The following is a 20,830-nucleotide window of genomic DNA, read 5'->3' as shown; positions in this document are numbered from 1 at the left end:
AGATGTACTCTTTTGGATGCATTAAGAAAATTGATTCATAACATCATGGAAGAAGCATCATTGATTACGGCTACGCTAAGCCAGCTTCGCAAGCGGGAAGGCATGACCTACAGCAAAGTAACGGTTAAGCCCGTAGAGCTCAAGAACAAGCTGCACTATCAGTTCGCTTATTATTCCGCAACCAAGGTCACCCATCAGAATGTGCCGGCGGATGAGGCGGAGGCCGTACTGTTGGATATGTTCGAAAATGTATTCCGGCAAGCGATGATCTATACGCCGGAAGCGGACTATCAGGTTCTGATTTCGAAGAAATACAAGGTTTCGATTCTGACCAAATCCGCTTCGAAGACCAAAACGGATTTGTCGCATAACCGGAAAAAGACCTACATTCTTGAAGAGGGAGAGCCGGTTCCGTTTCTGGTGGAGCTGGGCATCATGAGTGAGGATGGCAAAGTATTTGCCCGCAGATACGATAAATTTAAACAGATCAACCGCTTCTTGGAGATGGTGGAGGATGTCCTCCCTCATCTGCCGGAGGACCGTCCGCTTACGATCGTCGATTTCGGCTGCGGCAAATCTTATCTGACCTTCGCTTTGTATCACTATTTGGCGGTAACCGCGCGCAGAAAGCTGAATATTGTCGGATTGGATCTCAAGGCGGATGTCATCGAACACTGCAGTATGCTGGCGAAAAAACTGAATTATACCCAATTGCGGTTTCTTGTCGGCGACATTGCGGATTATGACGAACTGGAGCAGGTGGATATGGTGGTCACGCTGCATGCATGCGACACCGCAACCGATGCGGCGCTGGAAAAAGCGGTCCGCTGGGGGGCTTCGGTAATTCTGTCGGTGCCTTGCTGCCAGCACGAGCTGTTCGCCCAAGTCCAGAGCCCAGTCATGGAGCCGCTGCTGTCCCACGGCATACTGAAGGAACGCTTCTCGGCGCTGGCCACGGACGCCATTCGGGCCAAGCTTCTCGACCTGATGGGATACAAGACGCAGCTGCTGGAGTTTATCGATATGGAACATACGCCCAAGAATATTTTGATCCGTGCGGTCAGCGGTTCTGCCGGAGACCGGAATAAACTATGGCAGGAGTATACTGCGTTTCGCGATTTTTTAAGCGCCTCGCCGTACCTTGAACGGGCTTGCAAGGACCTGCTCCCGAATACGGAAATGGAATCGCGTTGAACCGGATTGGCGATGAACGTGCGAGCGCGCACGTTCATCGCTTTTTTAATGGAAAATAGGAACTTCGGAGCCGCCCTTCCGGTTATCGCAACAAAATCAACATCTAAACGCGGTCATTCTTCTAAGAACGTGCGTCGTCGATAGAAGTTTTTCTTGCGATGGCAATCAAAGCCTTAATCCAGGGAATCGTGTGGCCCTTACAGCACCAGATGTGATCGCCAACATTGAATCAAGAATAACGCCGACCGTCCTTGTCCACAATGGCTATTAGGCGGGTTTCATGTTCAGCACGCGGAGGAGCGGGAGCGGCTGAACATGAAACGGAGAAGGGTTACGCATTCTTTCTTGAAAGGGGCGTGGTGTAATGGCATCGAATACCCTGCATCGTGTTTGCGGGATGATGCTGATCGGGCTGGGGCTTACGGCCAGTATCCGGAGCGGAATGTTTTTTGACGAGGATATATATTGGATCGGAGCAGGTTTCGGCGTGCTTCTGCTGCTCATGACGGGAGCCGTTTGGCACGGTGCCGTTCAAGGCCGGAAGAATCATGGCATGGGAAAACTGCCGGAGGCGGTTCCTTCGGACAGAGAATTGCGGGTGGTTCTTGGCTGCATCTGCGCAATCCTTCTCATCTACGTCATTCACGGGATAAGGCGCCCCCTCTCTTTGGAAGGCACGATGAAGGAGATCATCCTGTGGGGAAGCTATGGTTCTTTTGCCATTGCTGCTTGGCGCGCGTGCCGTACAGGCCCCGGCTTACGCATCATGCATGCCGGCTGGCATCTGCTGGGCGCCGTGCTGTGCGGCAGCGCCTTGCTTGCCGTATACGGGCTTATGGAGCTGCCGTATGGGATCTATCATACGGCGGATGCGGACATTAGCGCGACCGGCGCGAGGCTCGGCGGCCTGCTTCAGTACCCGAACACGTTCGGGGCGGTGATGGCCGCCTTTTTGCTGGAGCGGCTGTTCGCGCTGCCGTCGGTCCTGCGGAACCGGACGGGCACGCTCCGCGCAGCGGCTGCGCTTCTGCCGCTTGCGCCCTATACCGCCGCGCTGCTCCTGACGGAGTCGCGCGGCGCCTGGCTCGCGGCCGCTCTTGCGTGCGCGGCCGGCTTCGCCAAGGAGCGGCGTGCCTTGGCGCCGCTCCTTGTGGCTGCCGCCGCGCCTGTGGCGAGCGCGGCGCTGCTGTACCGCCAGCTGGCGGATGCCAGGCTGGCGCCAGCCGTGCTGCCCGGCCTGCTGTGGCTGGCCGGGCTTTGGGCCGGCGGCGTCCTCGCCGGCCTGCTGCTGTGCCGCTGGCGGCACAGCGGGGGGCCCGGGCGGCGTTACGCCGCGCCCGGGGCCCTGGGAGCTGCGGCCTTGCTGGCAGCCGCAGCGGTTGTCGTGATCCTGCTCCAGGTGCAGGATCGGACCCTGGGCGGCGCGGCAACGCTCAGCGCGCGCCGCCTCATGTACAGCGACGCCTGGCAGCTGGCCCGGTCGTCGCCGTGGCTGGGACGGGGAGGGGAGACGTGGCGGCAATCCTACCTTGCCATTCAGTCCCAGCCCTATGTGGGTGCCGAGGTGCATAATGGATATATGGATATCCTGTTGAATACGGGAATCATTGGGCTGCTGATTGTCCTTATTTTGGTTATCTTTATGGTTGCGAGGCTCATCGCGGCAAGCTCCCGATTCATGCCCCCCGCCCTCGTGCTGATCGGACATGCGTCCGTGGATTTCGATTGGGGCTTCGGGTTGGTATGGCTGCTCCTATTGTGGCTTACGGTAATGGGCTTGGCCGGGGGTTCCCCCGATGAGGCGCCGCAGCATGGATCTATGGCAACTCGGCTAACCCGGCCGTTCAAACGATGGAATCAACTGCAAGACGGCTATGAAGGGGGGCGGGCCCCTTCCCTGCTGCGACGGCTCAGGGTTATGGCCATTCTCCCGCTCGCGGCTTGGACTTTTCTCGCCTCGGCGCTGGGCATCAGCGAGCTTCAAGAGCGATGGGCCGTATCAGAGCCGCCAGGCCGGCAGATCCTGCTCCTCCGATCCTCGTTAAAGTGGAACCCCGCCAATACGGATGCGGCCATAAAGCTCTCGGCATGGCTTCCCCCAAGCGAGCAGATTCCGCTGCTGAAACGAAGCATGGTGCATGCGCCGAATCACCCGGGTTTAAGCTGGAAGCTGGCAGAAGGTTATTCCCTAAGAGGCGAATCGGAGGAAGCGGCGGCATGGTTCAAAAGGGGCATCGAACTGGATCGTTTCAATCCGGTCAAGCAAACCCGGGCCGTGCTGAAGCTGGCCGCCCTTGCGGACTGGCACCGCAGGGCGGGAGACTCCGCCGGAGCGGTTGAGGCGGCCCGGGCCGGATGGGATACCTTGAAGCGCTATCGCTTCCTTGCGACTGCCCTTCATGAGCTTGATCCTTTTCGAAATGACCGTGGCTTTCATCTGTCCGTGCTTGCGGCTCGGCAGGCCAACCGCTTCGATAACACGATGACATGGGGAGAACGGGAGCATGCCGCAAGGCAGCCCTGATATCCGTTATCCCCGCACAGCCTATGGCGAATCATGCCGAATCGCAACCGATTGCGGCGACTTACCTTGCCCCACATTACGCGGTACCATGAAGGGCGGCATGGCGTTGACGACGCTTTGCTGGTTCGCCTTAGAACGAACGGTGTAGAATGGACCGACCTATCAATCTACGGTTGACGATCCAAATGCAGCCTTTTGTCGTAATTTCTCACGGTGTGACAGGGGGAAGAGGGGGGCCATGTCATCCCCCGAAGGCATCCCGAAAGGCGGAGGCCAGCTGGCGCTCCGGAACCTGCCAGAGCTCGGCAAGCTCGCTGCAGACGTCTTTTTCCCACCAGTCGCACAGCAGTTTTTTGTTGCTGTAGTTTTCGTGAATCCAGATCAGGTTTCCGATGACCTTCCGATAATACAATTCCTCTCCTTGCTTTAAGGTTTCCGGAGGAAGGTACAGCTTGAGCCGCTTGGTCGTACGGTATAATTCTTTGCTGCAGGCCCGCCGTATCCCGCGCGGGGAGGGGGGCTTGCTGCCCGGTCGTTTGGCATGGGGAGAATGCATGCTTTAACTCACTCCTTTGCTTCACCATATGTCCCGAAACGGGCGAAAGTCACTGCACCGCCCATAATTGGGCGCATTATAAGGCATGTAGAAGGCATGTCCCGGGCTGTGTTAGAATAGGCTAGTACTAGAAATCAACGCAGTAGGAAGGCGGGGGACAAGCGTGGAATTCTTTTACGAGGCTGTGGGCCGACTGTTTGAATGGATCCAGCAGCTGGGCTATTTCGGAATCATGCTCGGATTAATGGTGGAGGTCATCCCAAGCGAGATCGTACTCGCCTATGGCGGTTATCTGGTTTCCATGGGTGAGGTTCATTTTATCGGTGCCATGATTTTTGGTACCGTTGGCGGCGTGCTCGCCCAATTATTCATTTATTGGATCGGCCGTTACGGGGGCAGACCCTTTCTGGAGAAGTACGGGAAGTACATACTGATTAAGAAGAAGCATATCGACTATGCCGAGGAATGGTTCGGCAAGTATGGTACCGGCGTTATATTTACGGCTCGGTTTGTACCGGTGGTAAGACATGCGATTTCCATCCCGGCGGGTATATCCAAAATGCATGTGGGCAGGTTTACGCTGTTGACCACACTTGCGGTTATTCCGTGGACGGCATTATTCTTATACCTCGGATTGCTTCTGGGCGACCAGTGGGAGCATATCGACGAGAAGGCAGGGCCTTACGTTCGGGAAATTCTGCTGGGCGCATTAGCCGTCATGATTCTTTATTTTTTGATAAAATGGATAAAATCAGCGAAGGCGAGGTCGAAATAACGAATGAGTATGAATATGGCAAATCATTTGGGTACGGGCATATCTCCGCAGCAATTCATGGACGGCATGCAGAAGAACCAGGATACGTTCAAGGCAGGCTACGAGCAGTTTAAATGGGAGAATGAAGAGGATAAAGCGTTTTTTGAAAGCCTCAATTTCAGGGATGATCTACGGGTCCTCATTCTGGCAGCGGATTGGTGCGGCGATGTTGCGCGCAATATCCCTGTCGTATTCCGTGCGATGGAGACCGCGGGGATTGAGACGGAAGTGCTGATTATGGAAGAGAATCTGGACGTCATGGATCAGTTCCTGACCATGGGCGCCCGTTCCATTCCGGTTGTGATCATTTCGGATACCGGGGGACATGTCCTCGGCACATGGGGACCGCGTCCGGCGCATGTTCAGAAGTTTATGATTGAGTTCAAGCAGAACAATCCGGATCGTGAAGCAACGGACTATCAGGACAACCTTGCCGTCACGCGGCAAAGCATCATTCAAGCCTACGGGGAAGGGTATGAGTTTCACGCTGCCATCATTAAGGAATTGCGTGAACTGATGTCAGGGTTTTAATCATGACACTTCATATTGAGACCTTTAATTTAGGACCGCTTCAGACGAATGCATATTTACTGACAGGGCCTGTAGAAGGCAAAGCGATCATTATCGATCCTGGCATGAACCCGGGGCCGCTCGTGAAGCGAATAGCGGATTTGGAGATTGAAGCGATCCTGCTGACCCATGCGCATTTTGACCACATGGGGGGCGTCGAGGAGATCCGCAAGCTGAAGGACTGTCCTGTTTATCTCCACACCTTGGAGAGCGAATGGCTGGCCAGTCCAAAGCTTAACGGTTCGCTGATGTGGCCTCAGGTCACCGGACCGCTGTCCACCGAGCCGGCGGAGTACGATTTGGCCGATGGACTGGAGCTGCAACTGATCGGGCATACCTTCAAGGTCTTTCATACACCGGGCCATTCGCCGGGAAGCGTGAGCTTCAAGTGCGGAAATGATCTGTTTTCCGGTGATGTGCTGTTCCGTCTAGGCGTTGGGCGAACGGATCTTCCGGGCGGCCGTGAACGCGATTTGGTTGATTCCATTCAGAACACGCTGTATACGTTTGCGGATGAGGTCGTTGTGTACTCCGGCCACGGGCCTCGGACAACCATTGGCTATGAAAAGCAGCGGAATCCTTATGTCCCTGCGAGCAGGTAGGATAACATCCGACATAAATCGGGAAACTTTGTCTGGACAAATATAGACAAGATTGATACAATAGGGTTAATTAAATGTTACCCATTGCGAAGCACGCAGACTGTGGAATTCATCCCGGTTTGCGTTCTTTTATTTTATGGGGAGTTTTTTTGGCATGGACGTGATTAGGGGGAAGCGCCAGTGAGAAAAGATCATCTATCGCTGCTGAACGGGAATGTTACAAGAAGCGAAGCGATTGATCGGCAACCGGAGTTCCGCCGGCGGGGCCAGACGGATATTTCATCCGTTGTCTGGGACAGGCTGGTGAAGGATGAAGGGATCGCGCAGCAGCCATGGCATCATCGGCTGCAGGGTATCAGATTGAATCAATAGGTGGACCGCTAACATGACACCCTCATCATGAAGTGAGAAACAATGATCCTCCGATTGGAGACTGCAGCCGGGTCAACCGGCTGCTTTTTTTTGTTTTTTTACGGATACCATAAGAAATTTCTGAAGCATCCGGAGGCATCTATATAAATTACATCATTTGGTACACGATAAATATAATAACCGTTTGAACGATTGGCTGCAGTTATTCGTACTACAGGCGAAGGCGAAAGAAGGTGATGATTTCAATCATGATCCCTGGCGAAGAGGATTTGATACGACAAGCGCAGTTAGGAGATGCTGCTGCCATGGCGCTGCTGTTCAAGCAGCATTACTCCTTCCTTTATAAATATTTGCTGAAAGTGACGATGGACCCGATGCTTGCCGAAGATACCGCGCAGGATACCATCGTTCGATGCATGGAGAATATGAACCGTTACAACGGGACTTCGTCCTTCTCCTCTTGGATGATTACCATTGCTACCCGTTTGTTCATCGATAATACCCGGCGAAAGAAACGGGAGAAGAAATGGCTGGAGCAGGAGGCGGTTCAGTCGGCAAGGCGGATGCGCTGGCAGATGGAGCGGCGGGGAGAAGACTGGACGGATATGCTGGATGGATTGTCCCGATTATCCGAGGATCATCGGATTGCCATCCTGCTGAAGCACTATTACGGCTACAGCTACGAGGAAATCGGAACGATGCTCGGCATTCCCGAAGGAACGGTGAAATCGCGGACCGCCTACGGCATTAAACAGCTGCGAAAGGAGATGGGTGACGATGGTCAGAGGACCTGAACATGAGGATAAAAAATGGATTGAAGAATTGAACCAGGAAATGAAGCGGGTGGATCAATTGTTTGAAGATGCGCCATCCCCATCCCTGGAAGGACTGCATGCGTTGGCCGTTCATACCTTGGAACGCAAACGGAAGCGGATGAAATACGAGTTGCTTCTCTTTCTTCTGGTTGCGCTCTTTATCGTCGGTGGGGGATTGATGGCTGCCTTGGCAGCGCCGATGATCCTGCTGTTTATTCACGGGTTCGGCATGGTCGCGGGGATTTCCGTCCTTGTATTTTCCAAGAGTCTGAGATCTGCCGGAAAGAAGGGAATCCGATGAATGAAGTGAACGAGAGCCCGCTGGTAGTGATCGTCCTTGCCGTTGTGCTGGTGCTGATCCAAGGGACATGGCTTTTCCTGGATGCAAGGAAGCGGGGGCTTGGCAAGATGGCTTGGTTCTGGGGGATATGGGGGTCTACGACGATGCCGTTGCCGCTGCTCTTTTACTGGATATTCGTCATTCGTAAAGACGGCAGCGAGTCTTAAGCTTCTTCATTAAATATGGAACATGGGGGATTGTTATGGATATTAACTGGGGATTGATCTGGCCGATTCTTGCACTGCAAGCGATTCTTGCGGTCACGGGTCTTATATCTTTGTTTCGGGCAGAGCCGGCAAACATACGTGGGCCGAGATGGATGTGGCTGTTGATTATATTGCTGGGTAACATTCTTGGCAGCATTGCTTATTTTATTGCGGGGAGGCGAGAGGCTTGACGGAGAAACTTCTTAGCATTCATGAACTGACCAAAAGCATCGGAAGCATCATGCCGGTAAAAGGCATCTCGTTTGAATTGAAGCGCGGAGGCTGTACGGCACTGCTGGGACCGAACGGCGCAGGGAAGACGACAACGCTGCGAATGCTGGCAGGATTGATTCCTCCGACCCGGGGCGAGATCCGATATGGATCGGGAGATGGCCATACGGACAGTTGGCGTCACCGGATTGGTTACTTGCCGCAGTATCCGAAGTTTTATAGCTGGATGTCAGGTATGGAATATTTGTCGTTTAGCGCCAAGCTGTCGGGATTATCCGGAAAAGAGGCCCTTCGGCGAAGTCGGGAAGTGATCGAGATGGTGGGCCTGCAGCAGGCTGCCAAACGCCGGATATCCGGTTATTCCGGCGGAATGAAGCAGCGGCTTGGCATCGCACAGGCGCTTGTGCACGAGCCGGAGCTGATCATGCTGGACGAGCCGGTATCGGCGCTGGACCCGATCGGACGCCGGGAGGTTATGGACCTGCTCGACCGCCTGCGGGGGGAAGTCACCGTTCTGTTCTCGACCCATGTGCTTCATGATGCGGAAGAAATTTGCGATGACATGATACTGATGGTAGACGGGGAGATTGCGGAGAAGGGCGCGCTTAGCGAACTACGCACGAAATACCGCCAGCCGGTCTTATCGATTGATGTTGAACCGGGGGAGCGGGAAGTTGCTTGGCTCGACAGTCTCGCGAACCGTCCTTATGTGCAAGAGATCGAGCTCGGCAAACGCGGCGCCAAGCTGATGGTGACGGATATGGAGGTGGCGCGCGCCGCTTTGATCCAAGAGCTTGCCGACGGCGGAATCGAGCTGCTTCGTTTTGAAGCCGGCACGTCTACGCTCGAGGATATGTTTATGAAGGTGGTGGGCTCATGAAGCCGTTCTGGATCTATTATCAAAAAGAGATGCTTGAGTCCGGCCGGACCTATAAATGGATTTGGGTCCCCGCCGTTTTTCTGCTGCTTGGCATTATGCAGCCGGTATCGACCTATTATTTGCCGGAAATCCTGACCATGGCCGGAGAAGTGCCGCCGGAAGCGGCTGCGTTATTTACCGTCCCGTCCGCCGAGAGCGTGATGGCGTCAGCCTTAAGCCAGTTCAGCGTCATCGGCCTGCTGGTGCTTGTGCTTGCGGGGATGAACACGGTAGCTGGGGAAAGGGCCACCGGCACGGCTGAGCTTGTTCTTGCCCGCTCGGTATCCACGATTCCCATGATGGCTGCCAAATGGGCCGCCATGATGACTTTGATAGCCGCATCCTTTGCGCTTGGGCTTGGCGGCGCAGCGTATTATACGCATCTGCTCATCGGTCCCTTGGAATGGGGAGCGGTGGCCAGCGGCGGGGGATTGTATGTCGTATGGCTGGCTTGGATCGTAACGCTTGCCCTGCCGCTCGGCGCCGTCCTCCGCGGCCCTGCTGCTGCTTTCATCAGCTTGGCGGTGGCCGGCGCGCTTTCGCTCTTGTCCGGTTTGCTGCCCTCCCGCCTTCAATGGAACCCGGGCCGATTAAGCAGCATGGCCGCGGAGCGGATTGTCGGCGAAGTGAGCAGCGTCTGGTCTCCGATCATCGTGGCGATACTGCTCATGGTGGTGTCGATTATCGTTGCCGCGAGGCTGCTCAGACGGAGCCCATTGTCCCCGCAATCCTAGTTTCCATGGGAGATTCAGGTTTTATCTGAATCACATGGACATCTCTATCTTTTTTTAGTAGACTATGAAGATAAGAAAATGGCAATCGACTTACTTTTCGGAAGACAGACCGCATATAGCGGAAGTTTTCTTGGGAAATAAGGATGATTAGCTGTAGAAGTTTATACTTTCTTATCGCTTGAAAAAGGATAGACAACTCAGGAGGTAGACGATGCTGCGTTTAGGGGAAAAGATCACAATCGTTGCGGATGCCTTTGAGCAGAATCTTCCAATCGGTCAATACGGTTATATCATCGCGTATGACCGAAATCCGGACAATGCGTTCGATTACGTCATTCGGATTCCGAGCCTCAACCGTAATTTTTTTGTTCCGGCGGATGATGTAGAGCTGGAATCAATCGTGTTGAAACAGGAAGCCGAGCGGGTCGAGCGGGAAGCGCTCATCGATTTCGCCCTGTCGACATATAATGAGAAGCTGTTTCGTCAAGTGATGAACGGCGAGTTGGAAAGTGTTGAAGAGGAAGAGGAAACCAAGGAAGCAATGTCCCAGGCGGACTTCATCAAACAGGTGAATCTTCGCGCTTGGATCTAGAAGAGTCGGCTGAGGCCGACTCTTTTTTGAAGTGACGGGCAAGCAGTTCCTAAGAGCTCCACGCTTCAAGCCATTGGATTGAATCTTCCATGCTTCTACAATATAATGAGAAAAGTTATCGAGACAGACTTTACCCCTTTAACTGGATAGGGGCATGAAGGAGGACACAAAGCCATGAGCATTACCGATAAGGATGTTCAGCATGTAGCAAAGCTGGCCCGATTAAATTTGACGCCTGAAGAAGAGCAGATGTTTACCGGCCAACTGAATGCGATTTTACAATATGCCGAGAAATTAAACGAATTGGATACAGACGGCGTTGAGCCGACTACGCACGTGCTGCACCTCAGCAATGTCATGCGGGAAGACGAAGTGCGCGAGAGCCTGCCGATCGAGAAAGTGCTGCTCAACGCACCGGATGAAGAAGACGATCAAATTAAAGTACCTGCTGTTTTGGAATAGCCTGGAGGGAGGATACACACTTGAGTCTGTTTGATTACAAGTTATCGGAGATACATAATAAGCTGCAGAATAAGGAGCTTTCCGTAACCGATCTGGTCGACCAAGCGTTTACCCGTATTTCCGAACGTGAGGATCGGGTAAAGGCATTTATTACGCTGGACGAGGAAGGCGCGCGTACATCGGCCAAGGCTTTGGACGACAAGCTGGCTGCTGGGGAGACGCGCGGACTGTTGTTCGGACTTCCTGTCGGAATTAAGGACAATATCGTAACGGAAGGGCTTCGCACCACATGTGCAAGTCAGTTTCTGTCTAATTTCACGCCGGTTTACGATGCGACGGTTGTCGGTAAATTGCGCGCGGCGGACACCATAACGATCGGCAAGCTGAACATGGATGAATTTGCAATGGGAGGCTCCAATGAGAACTCCAGCTTTTATCCCGTACGCAACCCATGGGACTTGGACCGTGTACCAGGCGGATCGAGCGGCGGCTCGGCTGCGGCCGTAGCTGCCGGCGAAGCTTACTTCGCGCTGGGCTCGGATACCGGCGGCTCCATTCGGCAGCCGGCTTCTTACTGCGGCGTCGTGGGACTTAAGCCGACCTACGGACTCGTATCCCGGTTTGGCCTTGTCGCCTTCGCTTCATCGCTGGATCAGATCGGGCCTTTGACGAAAAACGTAGAAGATTCTGCCTATGTCCTGCAAGCCATCGCCGGTTATGACCCGATGGATTCGACATCCGCCAAAGTGGACGTGCCCGACTATCTAAGCGCGTTGTCCGGAGACGTTGCCGGTCTGCGCATCGCCGTTCCTAAAGAATATCTGGGCGAGGGCGTTGACGCCGAAGTGAAGGAAACCGTCCTGAACGCGCTGAAGGTGCTTGAATCGCTGGGCGCTACCTGGGACGAAGTTTCCCTGCCGCACACCGATTATGCGGTCGCTACGTATTATCTGCTTGCTTCTTCGGAGGCTTCCTCGAATCTGGCCCGCTTTGACGGCGTACGTTACGGCGTACGTTCCGACAATGCAGGCAGCCTGATTGACCTGTATCACGAATCCCGCAGCCAAGGCTTCGGGGATGAGGTGAAACGCCGCATCATGCTGGGGACTTACGCGCTCAGCTCGGGCTATTACGATGCCTATTATTTGAAGGCGCAGAAAGCCCGCACCCTCATCAAGCAGGACTTCGATAAAGTATTCGAGCAATATGATGTCATCATCGGACCTACGGCTCCGACTACGGCTTTCAAGCTGGGGACGCAAGTCGATGATCCGCTGACGATGTATTTGAACGATATCCTGACGATTCCTGTCAGCCTGGCGGGAGTGCCGGCAGTAAGCGTCCCTTGCGGATTCGCGGACGGACTGCCCGTAGGAATGCAAATTATCGGGAAAGCTTTTGATGAGTCGACCGTGCTGCGCGTCGCGCATGCCTACGAGCAAAATACAGATCATCATAAACGGCGCCCTGAACTGTAAACCGGCGGCAGAGAAGGAGGGAAACAATCGATGTCTACATCTAAATATGAAACGGTTATCGGATTGGAAGTTCACGTAGAGCTGCATACCCATTCCAAAATTTTTTGCGGCTGCTCCACTGCGTTCGGAGCTCCGCCGAACACGCATACATGTCCCATCTGCCTTGGCCATCCCGGCGTTCTGCCCGTATTGAACCGCCAGGCTGTGGAATATGCCATAAAGGCTGCCATGGCGCTGAACTGCACCATCGGCGATGTCAGCAAATTCGACCGCAAGAACTATTTCTACCCGGATTCCCCGAAAGCATACCAGATTTCCCAGTACGATCAGCCGATCGGCGAAAACGGCTGGATCGATATTGAGGTGGACGGGAAGACGAAGCGGATCGGCATTACCCGCCTGCACCTGGAGGAAGATGCCGGCAAGCTCACGCATGTCGACGGAGGTTATGCATCGCTGGTCGACTTTAACCGGGTCGGAACGCCGCTCGTTGAGATCGTGTCCGAACCGGAGATCTCAACGCCGGAGGAAGCCAAGGCTTACTTGGAGAAAATGCGCGCGATTATGCAGTATTGCGACGTATCCGACGTGAAGATGGAAGAGGGCTCGCTTCGCTGCGACGCCAACATCAGCCTTCGTCCATGGGGACAGAAGGAATTCGGAACGAAAGCCGAGCTGAAGAACATGAACTCCTTCCGCGGCGTGCAGCGCGGATTGGAATATGAGCAGTTCCGTCAAGCGGAAATCCTTGATGAAGGCGGCGTGATCGTACAGGAAACGCGGCGCTGGGACGAAGCCCAGGCGAAGACCTTCTCCATGCGAGGCAAGGAGCAGGCGCACGACTACCGCTATTTCCCGGACCCGGATCTGGTATCGGTGCATATCAGCGAAGAGTGGAAAGAGGCGGTTCGCGCGACGATCCCCGAGCTTCCGGATGCTCGCAAGGCCCGCTATGCTTCCGAGTACGGCTTGCCGGACTATGATGCTGCGGTCATTACGTCATCCAAGCTGCTCGCCGACTTTTTTGAGGACAGCTTGAACTACACGAAGGATGCCAAATCCGTATCCAACTGGATCATGGGCGATCTGCTGGGTTATTTGAACTCGAACAATCTGGAGCTGTCTGAAGTGAAGATTACGGGCCAAGGCTTGGGCGAGATGATCGGCTTGATCGAAAAGGGGACCATCAGCAGCAAAATCGCGAAAACCGTCTTTAAGGAGATGCTGGAAAGCGGCAAGCTGCCTGCGCAAATCGTTGAGGAAAAGGGACTTGTCCAAATCAGCGATGAAGGTGCGATCAAAGGCATCGTCGAGCAGGTGGTCGCGAACAATCCGCAATCCGTGGAGGATTACAAGGCAGGCAAACAGAAGGCGATCGGCTTCCTGGTTGGTCAAGTGATGAAAGAGAGCAAAGGGAAGGCCAACCCGGCCCTTGCCAACAAACTGCTGGTTGAGGTGCTGAACGGATAATTAACGTGTATCCGTCATGTTCCCGAATTGTTTTTAGATAATGGGAGCTTGTCCCGCATCAGGGACAAGTTCCTTTTTAAGATATCAGAAAGTATGAACTTCGGAGGGGCTGCTGCCTGATATCGCCAGAAAAGATACCGTTAAATGCGGTCTGTCTTCTTTGAGAGAACGCCGATGACTTTTTTCTTACAATAACTCGGTTAGGGGATGAACGGATGATTAAGGAACTATCCTTGGAGGATCGGGATACCGTACAGCAGATATGGAGCCTGCAGCACATGGCGTACCCTTTGGAAGCCGAATTGATCGGATTCTCCGAAATTCCTCCGCTGCTGGACACCTTTGAGACGATCCGTGCGAGCGGGGAAACCTTTTTTGGTTATATAAATGAAGAAGGGGATCTCATCGGAGCCATAGCGGTGGAGCCCGAAGAGGATCAGGTTACCATATCGCGGATGATGGTCCATCCCGGTCATTTTCGCAAGGGTATCGCGGGGAGTTTAATTCGCCATGTATTGGAAGGCTACAAGGAGGCGCCGATGTTCACGGTCTCGACAGGGACGCGCAATACGCCGGCGGTGACCTTGTACGAGAAATTCGGGTTCGTGAGGGATCATGCATTCGAGGTTGCTCCGGGCGTGGAATTGACCGAGTTCCATCTTCATAAACAATGAATGATATCGCATATTCGACAGACGTGACGTGAGGGGAGTATCGTTCTTTTGACTAATCCTTGGGTGATAGATAATGTATCCATATTATTACGATTGCTGCTGGCTATGCTGCTTGGCGGCTTAATCGGTTTTGAACGGGAGCGTTCCAACCATGCGGCAGGATTGCGTACCCATATCTTGGTGTGTTTGGGCTCTGCGCTTATTATGCTGTTATCCATTTACGGTTTTTCCGATTTCGTTGCCGAGATTAATGTTCGGATTGACCCTGCGCGCTTGGCCACGGCCGTCATTACCGGGATCGGATTCCTGGGCGCCGGCACCATTTTGTTTACAGGCAAATCCATTACCGGATTAACGACCGCCGCGTCCATCTGGGTTGTGGGCGCCGTGGGGCTTGCCGTAGGGGCCGGGTTTTATTTTGCGTCGATTGTATCCACGGTGCTGATCCTTCTGAACCTGGTGGTCTTTAATAAGCTGGAGCAGCGGTACATCCGCGGCAGCAAACTGCATTTGATCACCCTGCATGCGGCGAATACGCCGAATATTTTGGATGACATATCGGCGGTTCTGGAGGAGCAGGAATTCGTGATCAAGAAGCTCGTCGTAAACGAGCGGAGCAATGCGGCATACGGGGAATTGCAGCCTGCGGTCCTAGGACTCGAAATTTCGCTGCAAGTCTTGACCGACCGTAAATTCGAACCGATGGAGATCACTCGGCAATTGCGGGGAATCGGCCACGTAACGATGGTAACGGCTGAATAACCGGTTTCCATCATCATAACCAAACGGCATCTGCTGAATTACCGGCAGGGCCGTTTTTTTGTAGGCTTATCAGCTTCTCCTGAACGGCCTATCCAGTTTTTTGCCAGTTACTTCGGCTTCGCATTGGGGTACTATCAAAGAAAAACATCGGTAAACAACGCCAGTCCCTTGATGTTTGGAAGGAGGCGAGAAGGTTATGAATCCAACCACCGAAACGCAAACCGCAGTCCGCAAGAAAAAAAGGCGCTCGATTCGGATGAAGCGGCATCCCGGACTTCAGCGAAAAAGACGGAAACTCTACGCGCTTTTATTAGCCGCTCTCATTCCAGGTTTGGGTCATCTGTACCTCGGCATGTACCGTAAGGGAATCACGTTCATCATGCTGCTGCTGCTGGATATATCGGCGCTTCTATATTTCTCTTCCATCGGCATGCAGATCAACGTTCCGCTGCTTGTCGTGCTGGGGCTTCTGATTCCGGTCGGTTATTTCTATAACGTGTATGACGTGCTGCAGGCAGCCGAATATATTATTTCCCGAAAAAGACGCGGCGAGGCAGCCGCTGCTTCCGGAGGTGACGGAAGAGGGAACGGGGCGAATCATCTGTTCCGCGGTGAACGGGGAATCGCCTTTGGCTTGATGCTGGTTGTTACCGGGTCCCTGCTCATTTTGTTTCACCAGAAGCCGCCTTGGCTGCAGCAGGGGATTCGCGACTACGGTGCGGAGGCCTCCGCCGTCGTGCTCATCGTTATCGGGATTTGGGCCGGGATCCGGGAAGCTCTCAGGCATCATAAAGACAAGAGAAAATCCCTATAGTACACGTACAGCGGCACATGGGTGAAAGCCGCGTAATCAGACGAGGGGAGGAGACGGATGAAACAAAAAATCAGAGTTGGGCGATATACGGCCGCCTTGCTGCTTGTCAGTACGGGCGCTTTGCTGCTGCTTGACGAGTGGAGAGGGACGGATTATATATTCATGCTCCAGCGTTGGTGGCCGCTGCTGTTTATCCTGCTCGGCGTTGAATATATAGTCAGGTATACGCTGTCCCGCGCCCTGGGCCGGCGCAGGGAATTTCGGTTTCGGCCGGATATTCGGGGAATTCTGCTGGCAGTCGCCGTTACGGCGTCCGTATTCGTGATTTCCCAGCAGGAGCATTTCCTTCATCTCTGGAACCGGGTGAGCCTGAATTTGACGGCAGCGGGCGTGGATTACAGCGAAGCGGAAGATAACCGGTTCCAGAAGCCGGCACTGGATATACCGGTGGAGCTCGACACCGAGAAGATCATCGTCGATCACTTGAACGGAGATATCTCCATCACGCGACAGGATGTCGACGATATCCGGGTCGAAGCGGTAGTGTGGGTCGACCGAGAGCAGCCCGGTGTAGCGGAGGCGATCGCCGAGCAGTCGACGATCGAGGTCGGGGAAGGCAAGACGATCACGATTCGGTCCAAGGGAAAAGCCTATGGAGAATCGGGTAAACGGCAGCCCCGAATGAATTTGAATATCGCGGTCCCGGATGATCGCCGGTTCAATTTTGAGATACGGACGATGAACGGAGCGATTACCTTAAACCGCGTGGAGGCGATTGAGAATATTTTGCTGGAGAGCGGGAATGGGCCCATCACGATGGATCGGGTCAACGGGAATGTCACAGGCAAAACGCTGAACGGCGAAATGACCGCGCGCGGTGTTATCGGTAATATTAAAATGTCCACCAACCGCGGGAATATGCTGGCCGTCGACATCACGGGCGAGACCGACTTGACCACGCAAGTAGGAAACATGACGGTCAAACGAACGACGGATCATATCCGGGTCCAGACGAGGAACGGCAATATTCTGATCAGCGGCGCGGAGTCGCAATTAAGCGCCGAGTCCCTTAATGGCGGAGTAGCCATTCGTTCCCCTCGGATCGGAGGCGATTGGAATGTATATAGCGCGGTTGGAGAGATGAATCTTCACGTTCCTCTCGAGGGCGATTACAAGCTTGAAGGGACGATTAGTTATGGAAGAATTCTGACCACGCTGCCTAATCTTAAGATCGAGCAGAAAACCATTTCCGGGGAATCCGGCACCGGCGAGCATTCCATTCGGATTGAAGGTAACAGTAACCTGAACATTTACCGGAGCTACCCGGAACAGGAGGAAGGCCGGAACAGCGGGGGCTGGACGCCTCTGCCGGATTGACAACAATCCAAGAAACGCCGTACAATAAAGCGTAAGAGCGATCTAAGCTTTGTAAAAACCAGTTAACCTTGAAGGCGGTGGGCAACCATGGGAACGTCCGTACAGCATGCGCTGGAACAACTGAAAACGACCGGTGTCCGTATCACGCCGCAACGTCATGCGATTTTAACGTATCTGGTGGAATCTATGGGCCATCCGACAGCGGATGAAATTTATCGGGCTCTGGAACCTAATTTTCCTAGTATGAGCGTAGCCACAGTATATAACAATTTAAAAATGTTTATTGAAGCCGGCATGGTGCGTGAGCTGACGTACGGAGACAATTCGAGTCGTTTTGACGCCAACGTCTCCGACCATCATCATGTCATCTGTCAAAGTTGCGGCAAAATCGAAGATTTCAGCTATCCGTCCCTCGAAGATGTGGGAGTGCAGGCTGAGAAAAGCACCGGATTTGAAGTAAAAGGACTGAGAATGGAGCTGTATGGGCTCTGCAAGTCCTGTCAATAGACGCCGGTTGTTATAGATGATGAACGTGCGGAATGAACCATTCCACACGTTTTTATTTTTAAGGGCTTATTTTTTCGCGATGGCATTGGGTGCGAAAGTGAAATGGGGGAGCAGTTTGGCAAGAAGAAGATATCGGGGAAAAAAGAGGCGTACAAACAGAAGCTCTTTTTATCTGGGGCTGATGCTGATTGCGGCGGGGGTTTGGTGGGTTGTCACCACGTTGTTTCCGAACCAGACCTATACCGTACTGGACTGGCGCGGAATGGACAAGCCGATTTTCGTTCAGGGCGAATTGAAGGAGCATCCTGCTCTGGGGTCTGGCGAAGAGCTGCTGCTGCCGATCACGGTGATTCAGGAGAGCGTGGATGCCAACATCCGTTACGAGCAGGAAACGGAATCCATTATTATCACGACTTCCGAATCGGTTTTTCGCATGAAGATGGATAGCACGAAGGGGGAACTGAACGGCAAAACGGTGACCCTGCCGTATGCGCCTGAACTGGTTAACGGCATTGCTTATGTTCCGCTGAAGCCGCTCAAACAGCATTATGGCGTGGCCGTTCACGAAGACTCGGTAACAGGCGCGATCATTTTGATGCGCGCCGGGGATGCGATTCAGCTTGCGAAGGCGGCTCCCGGTAAACCTGAGGACACCGTGGCTCTGCGCGAGAGCGGGGAGAAGAAGTCCCCGATTGTACTGGACATGCCGGCCGGCGAGCGGATTCGGGTATGGCGCGAAGAGGAGGGATGGTTATTCGTTCAGGCGGATAACGGGTATACCGGATATGTTCTTAAAGAGCAGATCGAGCTTGGGGAACTGAAGGAAATTCCGGCTCTGAAGCAGACCCCTTCGCGGGCTGAGCTGGAATGGAAGGACAAGTCGGTCAACCTGGTATGGGAAGCCGTTTACACCAAGAATCCAAGCACGGATAGCATTGGCGAACTGCCCGGTGTCAACGTGGTCAGTCCGACCTGGTTCAGCATCGTGGACGGAGAAGGAACAGTCAAGTCCAAAGCGGTTAAGCATTATGTGAGTTGGGCGCATAACAGGAACAAGGAAGTTTGGGGTCTTATGGACAACAGCTTTGACCCTGACCTGACAACTGAAGCGCTGTCTACGTTCGATAGAAGATCCCATATCATTGAACAGATGCTGGCTTATGCCAAGCAATACAATCTCGACGGTATCAATATCGACTTTGAAAATGTCTACACCAAGGATAAAGATCATGTCGTACAATTCGTGCGGGAAATGAAGCCGCTGGCCAAAGCCAGAGGTTTGGTTGTGTCCATCGATGTTACGCCCAAATCGAACAGCGAGATGTGGTCGCTCTTTCTCGACCGGAAACGACTCGGCGAAACCGTTGATTACATGATGGTGATGGCCTACGACGAGCACTGGGCCACCAGTCCGAAAGCGGGATCGGTCTCCTCACTGCCATGGGCTGAGCAGTCGGTAAGGCGAATCCTGGAAGAGGATGCAGTACCGCCATCCAAGCTGGTGTTGGGCGTACCGTTATATACAAGAGTCTGGACGGAAACGAGCGAAGCGGGAGAGACGAAGGTGTCCTCCAAAGCGATTGGTATGGAGAAGCAGCAGGCCCTGCTGAAGGAGCAGAAGGTGAAAGGCTCGCTGGATGCCGGGACCGGACAGAATTATGTCCAATTCATGGAGGGAGAGTCCATTAAGAAGATATGGATGGAAGACGGCACTTCATTGCAATCCCGGGTCAAAATGGCCAAAAAGCTGGAGCTTGGCGGCATTGCTTCCTGGAATCGAAGCTTTGCCGTCCCGGAAACCTGGCATGTTCTTAAGACGATACACGATTAGGGATCCATGAACTTATCATTCTCATCCTAAACACAAAGAACCCGGTTATCGCGAGGATAACCGGGTTCTTTGTGTTTATTCGTCTTAAGCGTTGCGAATCCTACATAATAAGCAGGTTCTGCAAATCCTTGTTAGGATTTGATCTGCTGGGCTTCAAGCTCTTCTGCTGTGATGTTGGCTTGGCTTGGATCCAGCGTCAAAATCGTATGACAGAACATGCAGCGGTCGGTTTTGCCCAGCATTTTGGTCAGTTTATTGCACTCCGGGCACTGGATTTGGACGGCGCTCGTGGACAGCATGCCTGCCCAAAAGTAAATGCCGAGACTTCCCAGCATCATAATCAGGCCAAACACCAATCCGATACCGGCAAATATTTTGCCTGCTTGTCCAAAGAATACGATACCGGCTGTGCCAAGCACCATAAGGCCCATGCCGAGCATTGTCAGCAGCAATCCCCATGTGCGGAAGGCGTTGATTTTTGCATTCTTAAAGATCATGCTCGAAAACTCCTGTCCATTCAAATAGTTGTTTATGGAATAAGGCGAAACAAGAAATGAAATCTTGAATTCCGTTTGTCATCTTATAAGATCTTATCTCCTAAAAGAAGGAACTTACATGGACATGTAGAATTACATTATAACTGAAATGGCTGAAATTCGCCAAGGAATGTATGGAGGGAAACGTGGAATTAACCAACTTTTCTTTTTATTATGGAAATACGGTTGATGAGGAAGCTGTAGGAGCGATAGCATACCGTAATTCGGACAAAATGCAGCGAGGATCACTAGTTCACGATTTTGAGGTCAATATTGTTGTCGTGTATGACGGAACGCCTGATGAGCCTCCCATCCAGCATTCTATCGTAGGCGGGGAACGCTGTCAGGTGTTAAGCATCGGCTTGGACGAATTGCATCGGGAACTCCTGAGGGGCACGCACAAAGTATTGATCAAATGCCTCCTGGAAGGGGATGTCATAAAAGACAATC

Annotated in this window: 25 protein-coding genes (1 of these 25 only partly in view); 23 read left to right on the top strand and 2 right to left on the bottom strand. The window is 53.3% G+C overall.

Annotation, left to right across the window (positions count from 1 at the left end; all coding sequences use genetic code 11):
- Window positions 1-12 precede the first annotated feature (12 nt).
- Together MHH82_RS28315 and MHH82_RS28310 are read left to right on the top strand one after the other, a co-directional pair.
- A complete protein-coding gene (locus tag MHH82_RS28315; protein WP_251501848.1) occupies window positions 13-1,194 on the top strand; it encodes a class I SAM-dependent methyltransferase in 1,182 nt (393 codons plus the stop codon).
- Window positions 1,195-1,558: 364 nt separating this feature from the next.
- Entirely contained in the window at window positions 1,559-3,718 is a 2,160-nt protein-coding gene (locus tag MHH82_RS28310) for an O-antigen ligase family protein (RefSeq protein ID WP_340968925.1), read from the top strand.
- A 241-nt stretch (window positions 3,719-3,959) separates the two neighbouring features.
- Here the strand turns inward: MHH82_RS28310 and MHH82_RS28305 are convergent, their stop codons facing one another.
- A complete protein-coding gene (locus MHH82_RS28305; protein WP_015737466.1) occupies window positions 3,960-4,274 on the bottom strand; it encodes a hypothetical protein in 315 nt (104 codons plus the stop codon).
- Between the two features lie 163 nt (window positions 4,275-4,437).
- On the opposite strand from MHH82_RS28305, the gene MHH82_RS28300 reads away from it, so the two are divergent.
- The 20 genes from MHH82_RS28300 to MHH82_RS28205 all read left to right on the top strand — a co-directional run bounded on the left by MHH82_RS28300 (window position 4,438) and on the right by MHH82_RS28205 (window position 19,844).
- Window positions 4,438-5,049, top strand: a complete 612-nt coding sequence (locus MHH82_RS28300) for a DedA family protein (protein WP_009594089.1) — start codon at window positions 4,438-4,440, stop codon at window positions 5,047-5,049.
- Window positions 5,050-5,052: 3 nt separating this feature from the next.
- Entirely contained in the window at window positions 5,053-5,619 is a 567-nt protein-coding gene (locus MHH82_RS28295) for a thioredoxin family protein (RefSeq protein ID WP_015737465.1), read from the top strand.
- 2 nt (window positions 5,620-5,621) lie between these two features.
- A complete protein-coding gene (locus MHH82_RS28290) occupies window positions 5,622-6,260 on the top strand; it encodes an MBL fold metallo-hydrolase (RefSeq protein ID WP_015737464.1) in 639 nt (212 codons plus the stop codon).
- A gap of 180 nt (window positions 6,261-6,440) precedes the next feature.
- Window positions 6,441-6,632, top strand: a complete 192-nt coding sequence (locus tag MHH82_RS28285; RefSeq protein ID WP_015737463.1) for a hypothetical protein — start codon at window positions 6,441-6,443, stop codon at window positions 6,630-6,632.
- 236 nt (window positions 6,633-6,868) lie between these two features.
- Window positions 6,869-7,426, top strand: a complete 558-nt coding sequence (sigY, locus tag MHH82_RS28280; RefSeq protein ID WP_015737462.1) for an RNA polymerase sigma factor SigY — start codon at window positions 6,869-6,871, stop codon at window positions 7,424-7,426.
- Entirely contained in the window at window positions 7,410-7,748 is a 339-nt protein-coding gene (locus MHH82_RS28275) for a YxlC family protein (RefSeq protein ID WP_340968922.1), read from the top strand. Before sigY ends, MHH82_RS28275 begins: the two co-directional genes overlap by 17 nt.
- Entirely contained in the window at window positions 7,745-7,954 is a 210-nt protein-coding gene (locus MHH82_RS28270) for a hypothetical protein (RefSeq protein WP_009594077.1), read from the top strand. The genes MHH82_RS28275 and MHH82_RS28270 overlap by 4 nt, the downstream gene beginning before the upstream one ends.
- Window positions 7,955-7,989: 35 nt before the next feature.
- A complete protein-coding gene (locus MHH82_RS28265; protein ID WP_340968920.1) occupies window positions 7,990-8,184 on the top strand; it encodes a PLDc N-terminal domain-containing protein in 195 nt (64 codons plus the stop codon).
- The gene (locus tag MHH82_RS28260) at window positions 8,181-9,104 is read left to right on the top strand and encodes an ABC transporter ATP-binding protein (RefSeq protein ID WP_015737459.1); all 924 of its coding nucleotides are present in this window, start codon (window positions 8,181-8,183) and stop codon (window positions 9,102-9,104) included. Before MHH82_RS28265 ends, MHH82_RS28260 begins: the two co-directional genes overlap by 4 nt.
- Window positions 9,101-9,877 (top strand): hypothetical protein, encoded by a 777-nt coding sequence (locus MHH82_RS28255; RefSeq protein ID WP_340968918.1) that lies wholly within the window; start codon window positions 9,101-9,103, stop codon window positions 9,875-9,877. Before MHH82_RS28260 ends, MHH82_RS28255 begins: the two co-directional genes overlap by 4 nt.
- Window positions 9,878-10,088: 211 nt before the next feature.
- Window positions 10,089-10,469: a hypothetical protein gene (locus tag MHH82_RS28250; RefSeq protein ID WP_009594088.1), complete on the top strand. Its 381-nt coding sequence runs from the start codon at window positions 10,089-10,091 to the stop codon at window positions 10,467-10,469.
- 174 nt (window positions 10,470-10,643) lie between these two features.
- On the top strand, window positions 10,644-10,931 hold the full coding sequence (gene gatC / locus MHH82_RS28245; protein ID WP_009594109.1) for an Asp-tRNA(Asn)/Glu-tRNA(Gln) amidotransferase subunit GatC: 288 nt from the start codon (window positions 10,644-10,646) through the stop codon (window positions 10,929-10,931).
- 20 nt (window positions 10,932-10,951) lie between these two features.
- Complete coding sequence (gene gatA / locus MHH82_RS28240; RefSeq protein WP_340968915.1) at window positions 10,952-12,409, top strand: Asp-tRNA(Asn)/Glu-tRNA(Gln) amidotransferase subunit GatA; 1,458 nt, start codon at window positions 10,952-10,954, stop codon at window positions 12,407-12,409.
- Between the two features lie 30 nt (window positions 12,410-12,439).
- Window positions 12,440-13,879, top strand: coding sequence for an Asp-tRNA(Asn)/Glu-tRNA(Gln) amidotransferase subunit GatB (gene gatB / locus MHH82_RS28235; RefSeq protein WP_192570574.1), 1,440 nt, complete (start codon window positions 12,440-12,442; stop codon window positions 13,877-13,879).
- A gap of 215 nt (window positions 13,880-14,094) precedes the next feature.
- Window positions 14,095-14,553 (top strand): GNAT family N-acetyltransferase, encoded by a 459-nt coding sequence (locus tag MHH82_RS28230; RefSeq protein WP_145040933.1) that lies wholly within the window; start codon window positions 14,095-14,097, stop codon window positions 14,551-14,553.
- Between the two features lie 48 nt (window positions 14,554-14,601).
- Complete coding sequence (locus tag MHH82_RS28225) at window positions 14,602-15,315, top strand: MgtC/SapB family protein (protein WP_119846411.1); 714 nt, start codon at window positions 14,602-14,604, stop codon at window positions 15,313-15,315.
- Window positions 15,316-15,511: 196 nt separating this feature from the next.
- A complete protein-coding gene (locus MHH82_RS28220; protein WP_145040931.1) occupies window positions 15,512-16,129 on the top strand; it encodes a hypothetical protein in 618 nt (205 codons plus the stop codon).
- Between the two features lie 57 nt (window positions 16,130-16,186).
- Window positions 16,187-17,506 carry a DUF4097 family beta strand repeat-containing protein gene (locus tag MHH82_RS28215; protein ID WP_340968909.1) on the top strand — a complete coding sequence of 440 codons (1,320 nt, stop codon included), beginning with the start codon at window positions 16,187-16,189 and terminating at the stop codon, window positions 17,504-17,506.
- Window positions 17,507-17,593: 87 nt separating this feature from the next.
- Window positions 17,594-18,013 carry a Fur family transcriptional regulator gene (locus MHH82_RS28210; RefSeq protein ID WP_015737452.1) on the top strand — a complete coding sequence of 140 codons (420 nt, stop codon included), beginning with the start codon at window positions 17,594-17,596 and terminating at the stop codon, window positions 18,011-18,013.
- A gap of 16 nt (window positions 18,014-18,029) precedes the next feature.
- A complete protein-coding gene (locus MHH82_RS28205) occupies window positions 18,030-19,844 on the top strand; it encodes a glycosyl hydrolase family 18 protein (RefSeq protein ID WP_445661982.1) in 1,815 nt (604 codons plus the stop codon).
- A 131-nt stretch (window positions 19,845-19,975) separates the two neighbouring features.
- Here the strand turns inward: MHH82_RS28205 and MHH82_RS28200 are convergent, their stop codons facing one another.
- Window positions 19,976-20,341, bottom strand: a complete 366-nt coding sequence (locus tag MHH82_RS28200) for a YgzB family protein (RefSeq protein WP_009594056.1) — start codon at window positions 20,339-20,341, stop codon at window positions 19,976-19,978.
- A gap of 185 nt (window positions 20,342-20,526) precedes the next feature.
- On the opposite strand from MHH82_RS28200, the gene MHH82_RS28195 reads away from it, so the two are divergent.
- A protein-coding gene (locus MHH82_RS28195; RefSeq protein WP_340968904.1) for a nucleotidyltransferase-like protein crosses the window boundary here: on the top strand, window positions 20,527-20,830 show its start. It continues 578 nt past the right edge of the window; only the first 304 of its 882 coding nucleotides appear in the window; the start codon lies at window positions 20,527-20,529; the stop codon falls past the right edge of the window.

This window comes from Bacillus sp. FSL K6-6540, from assembly GCF_038007545.1.
Note: the sequence above shows the minus strand (reverse complement) of the source record. Positions and strands in the feature narration are given on the sequence as shown.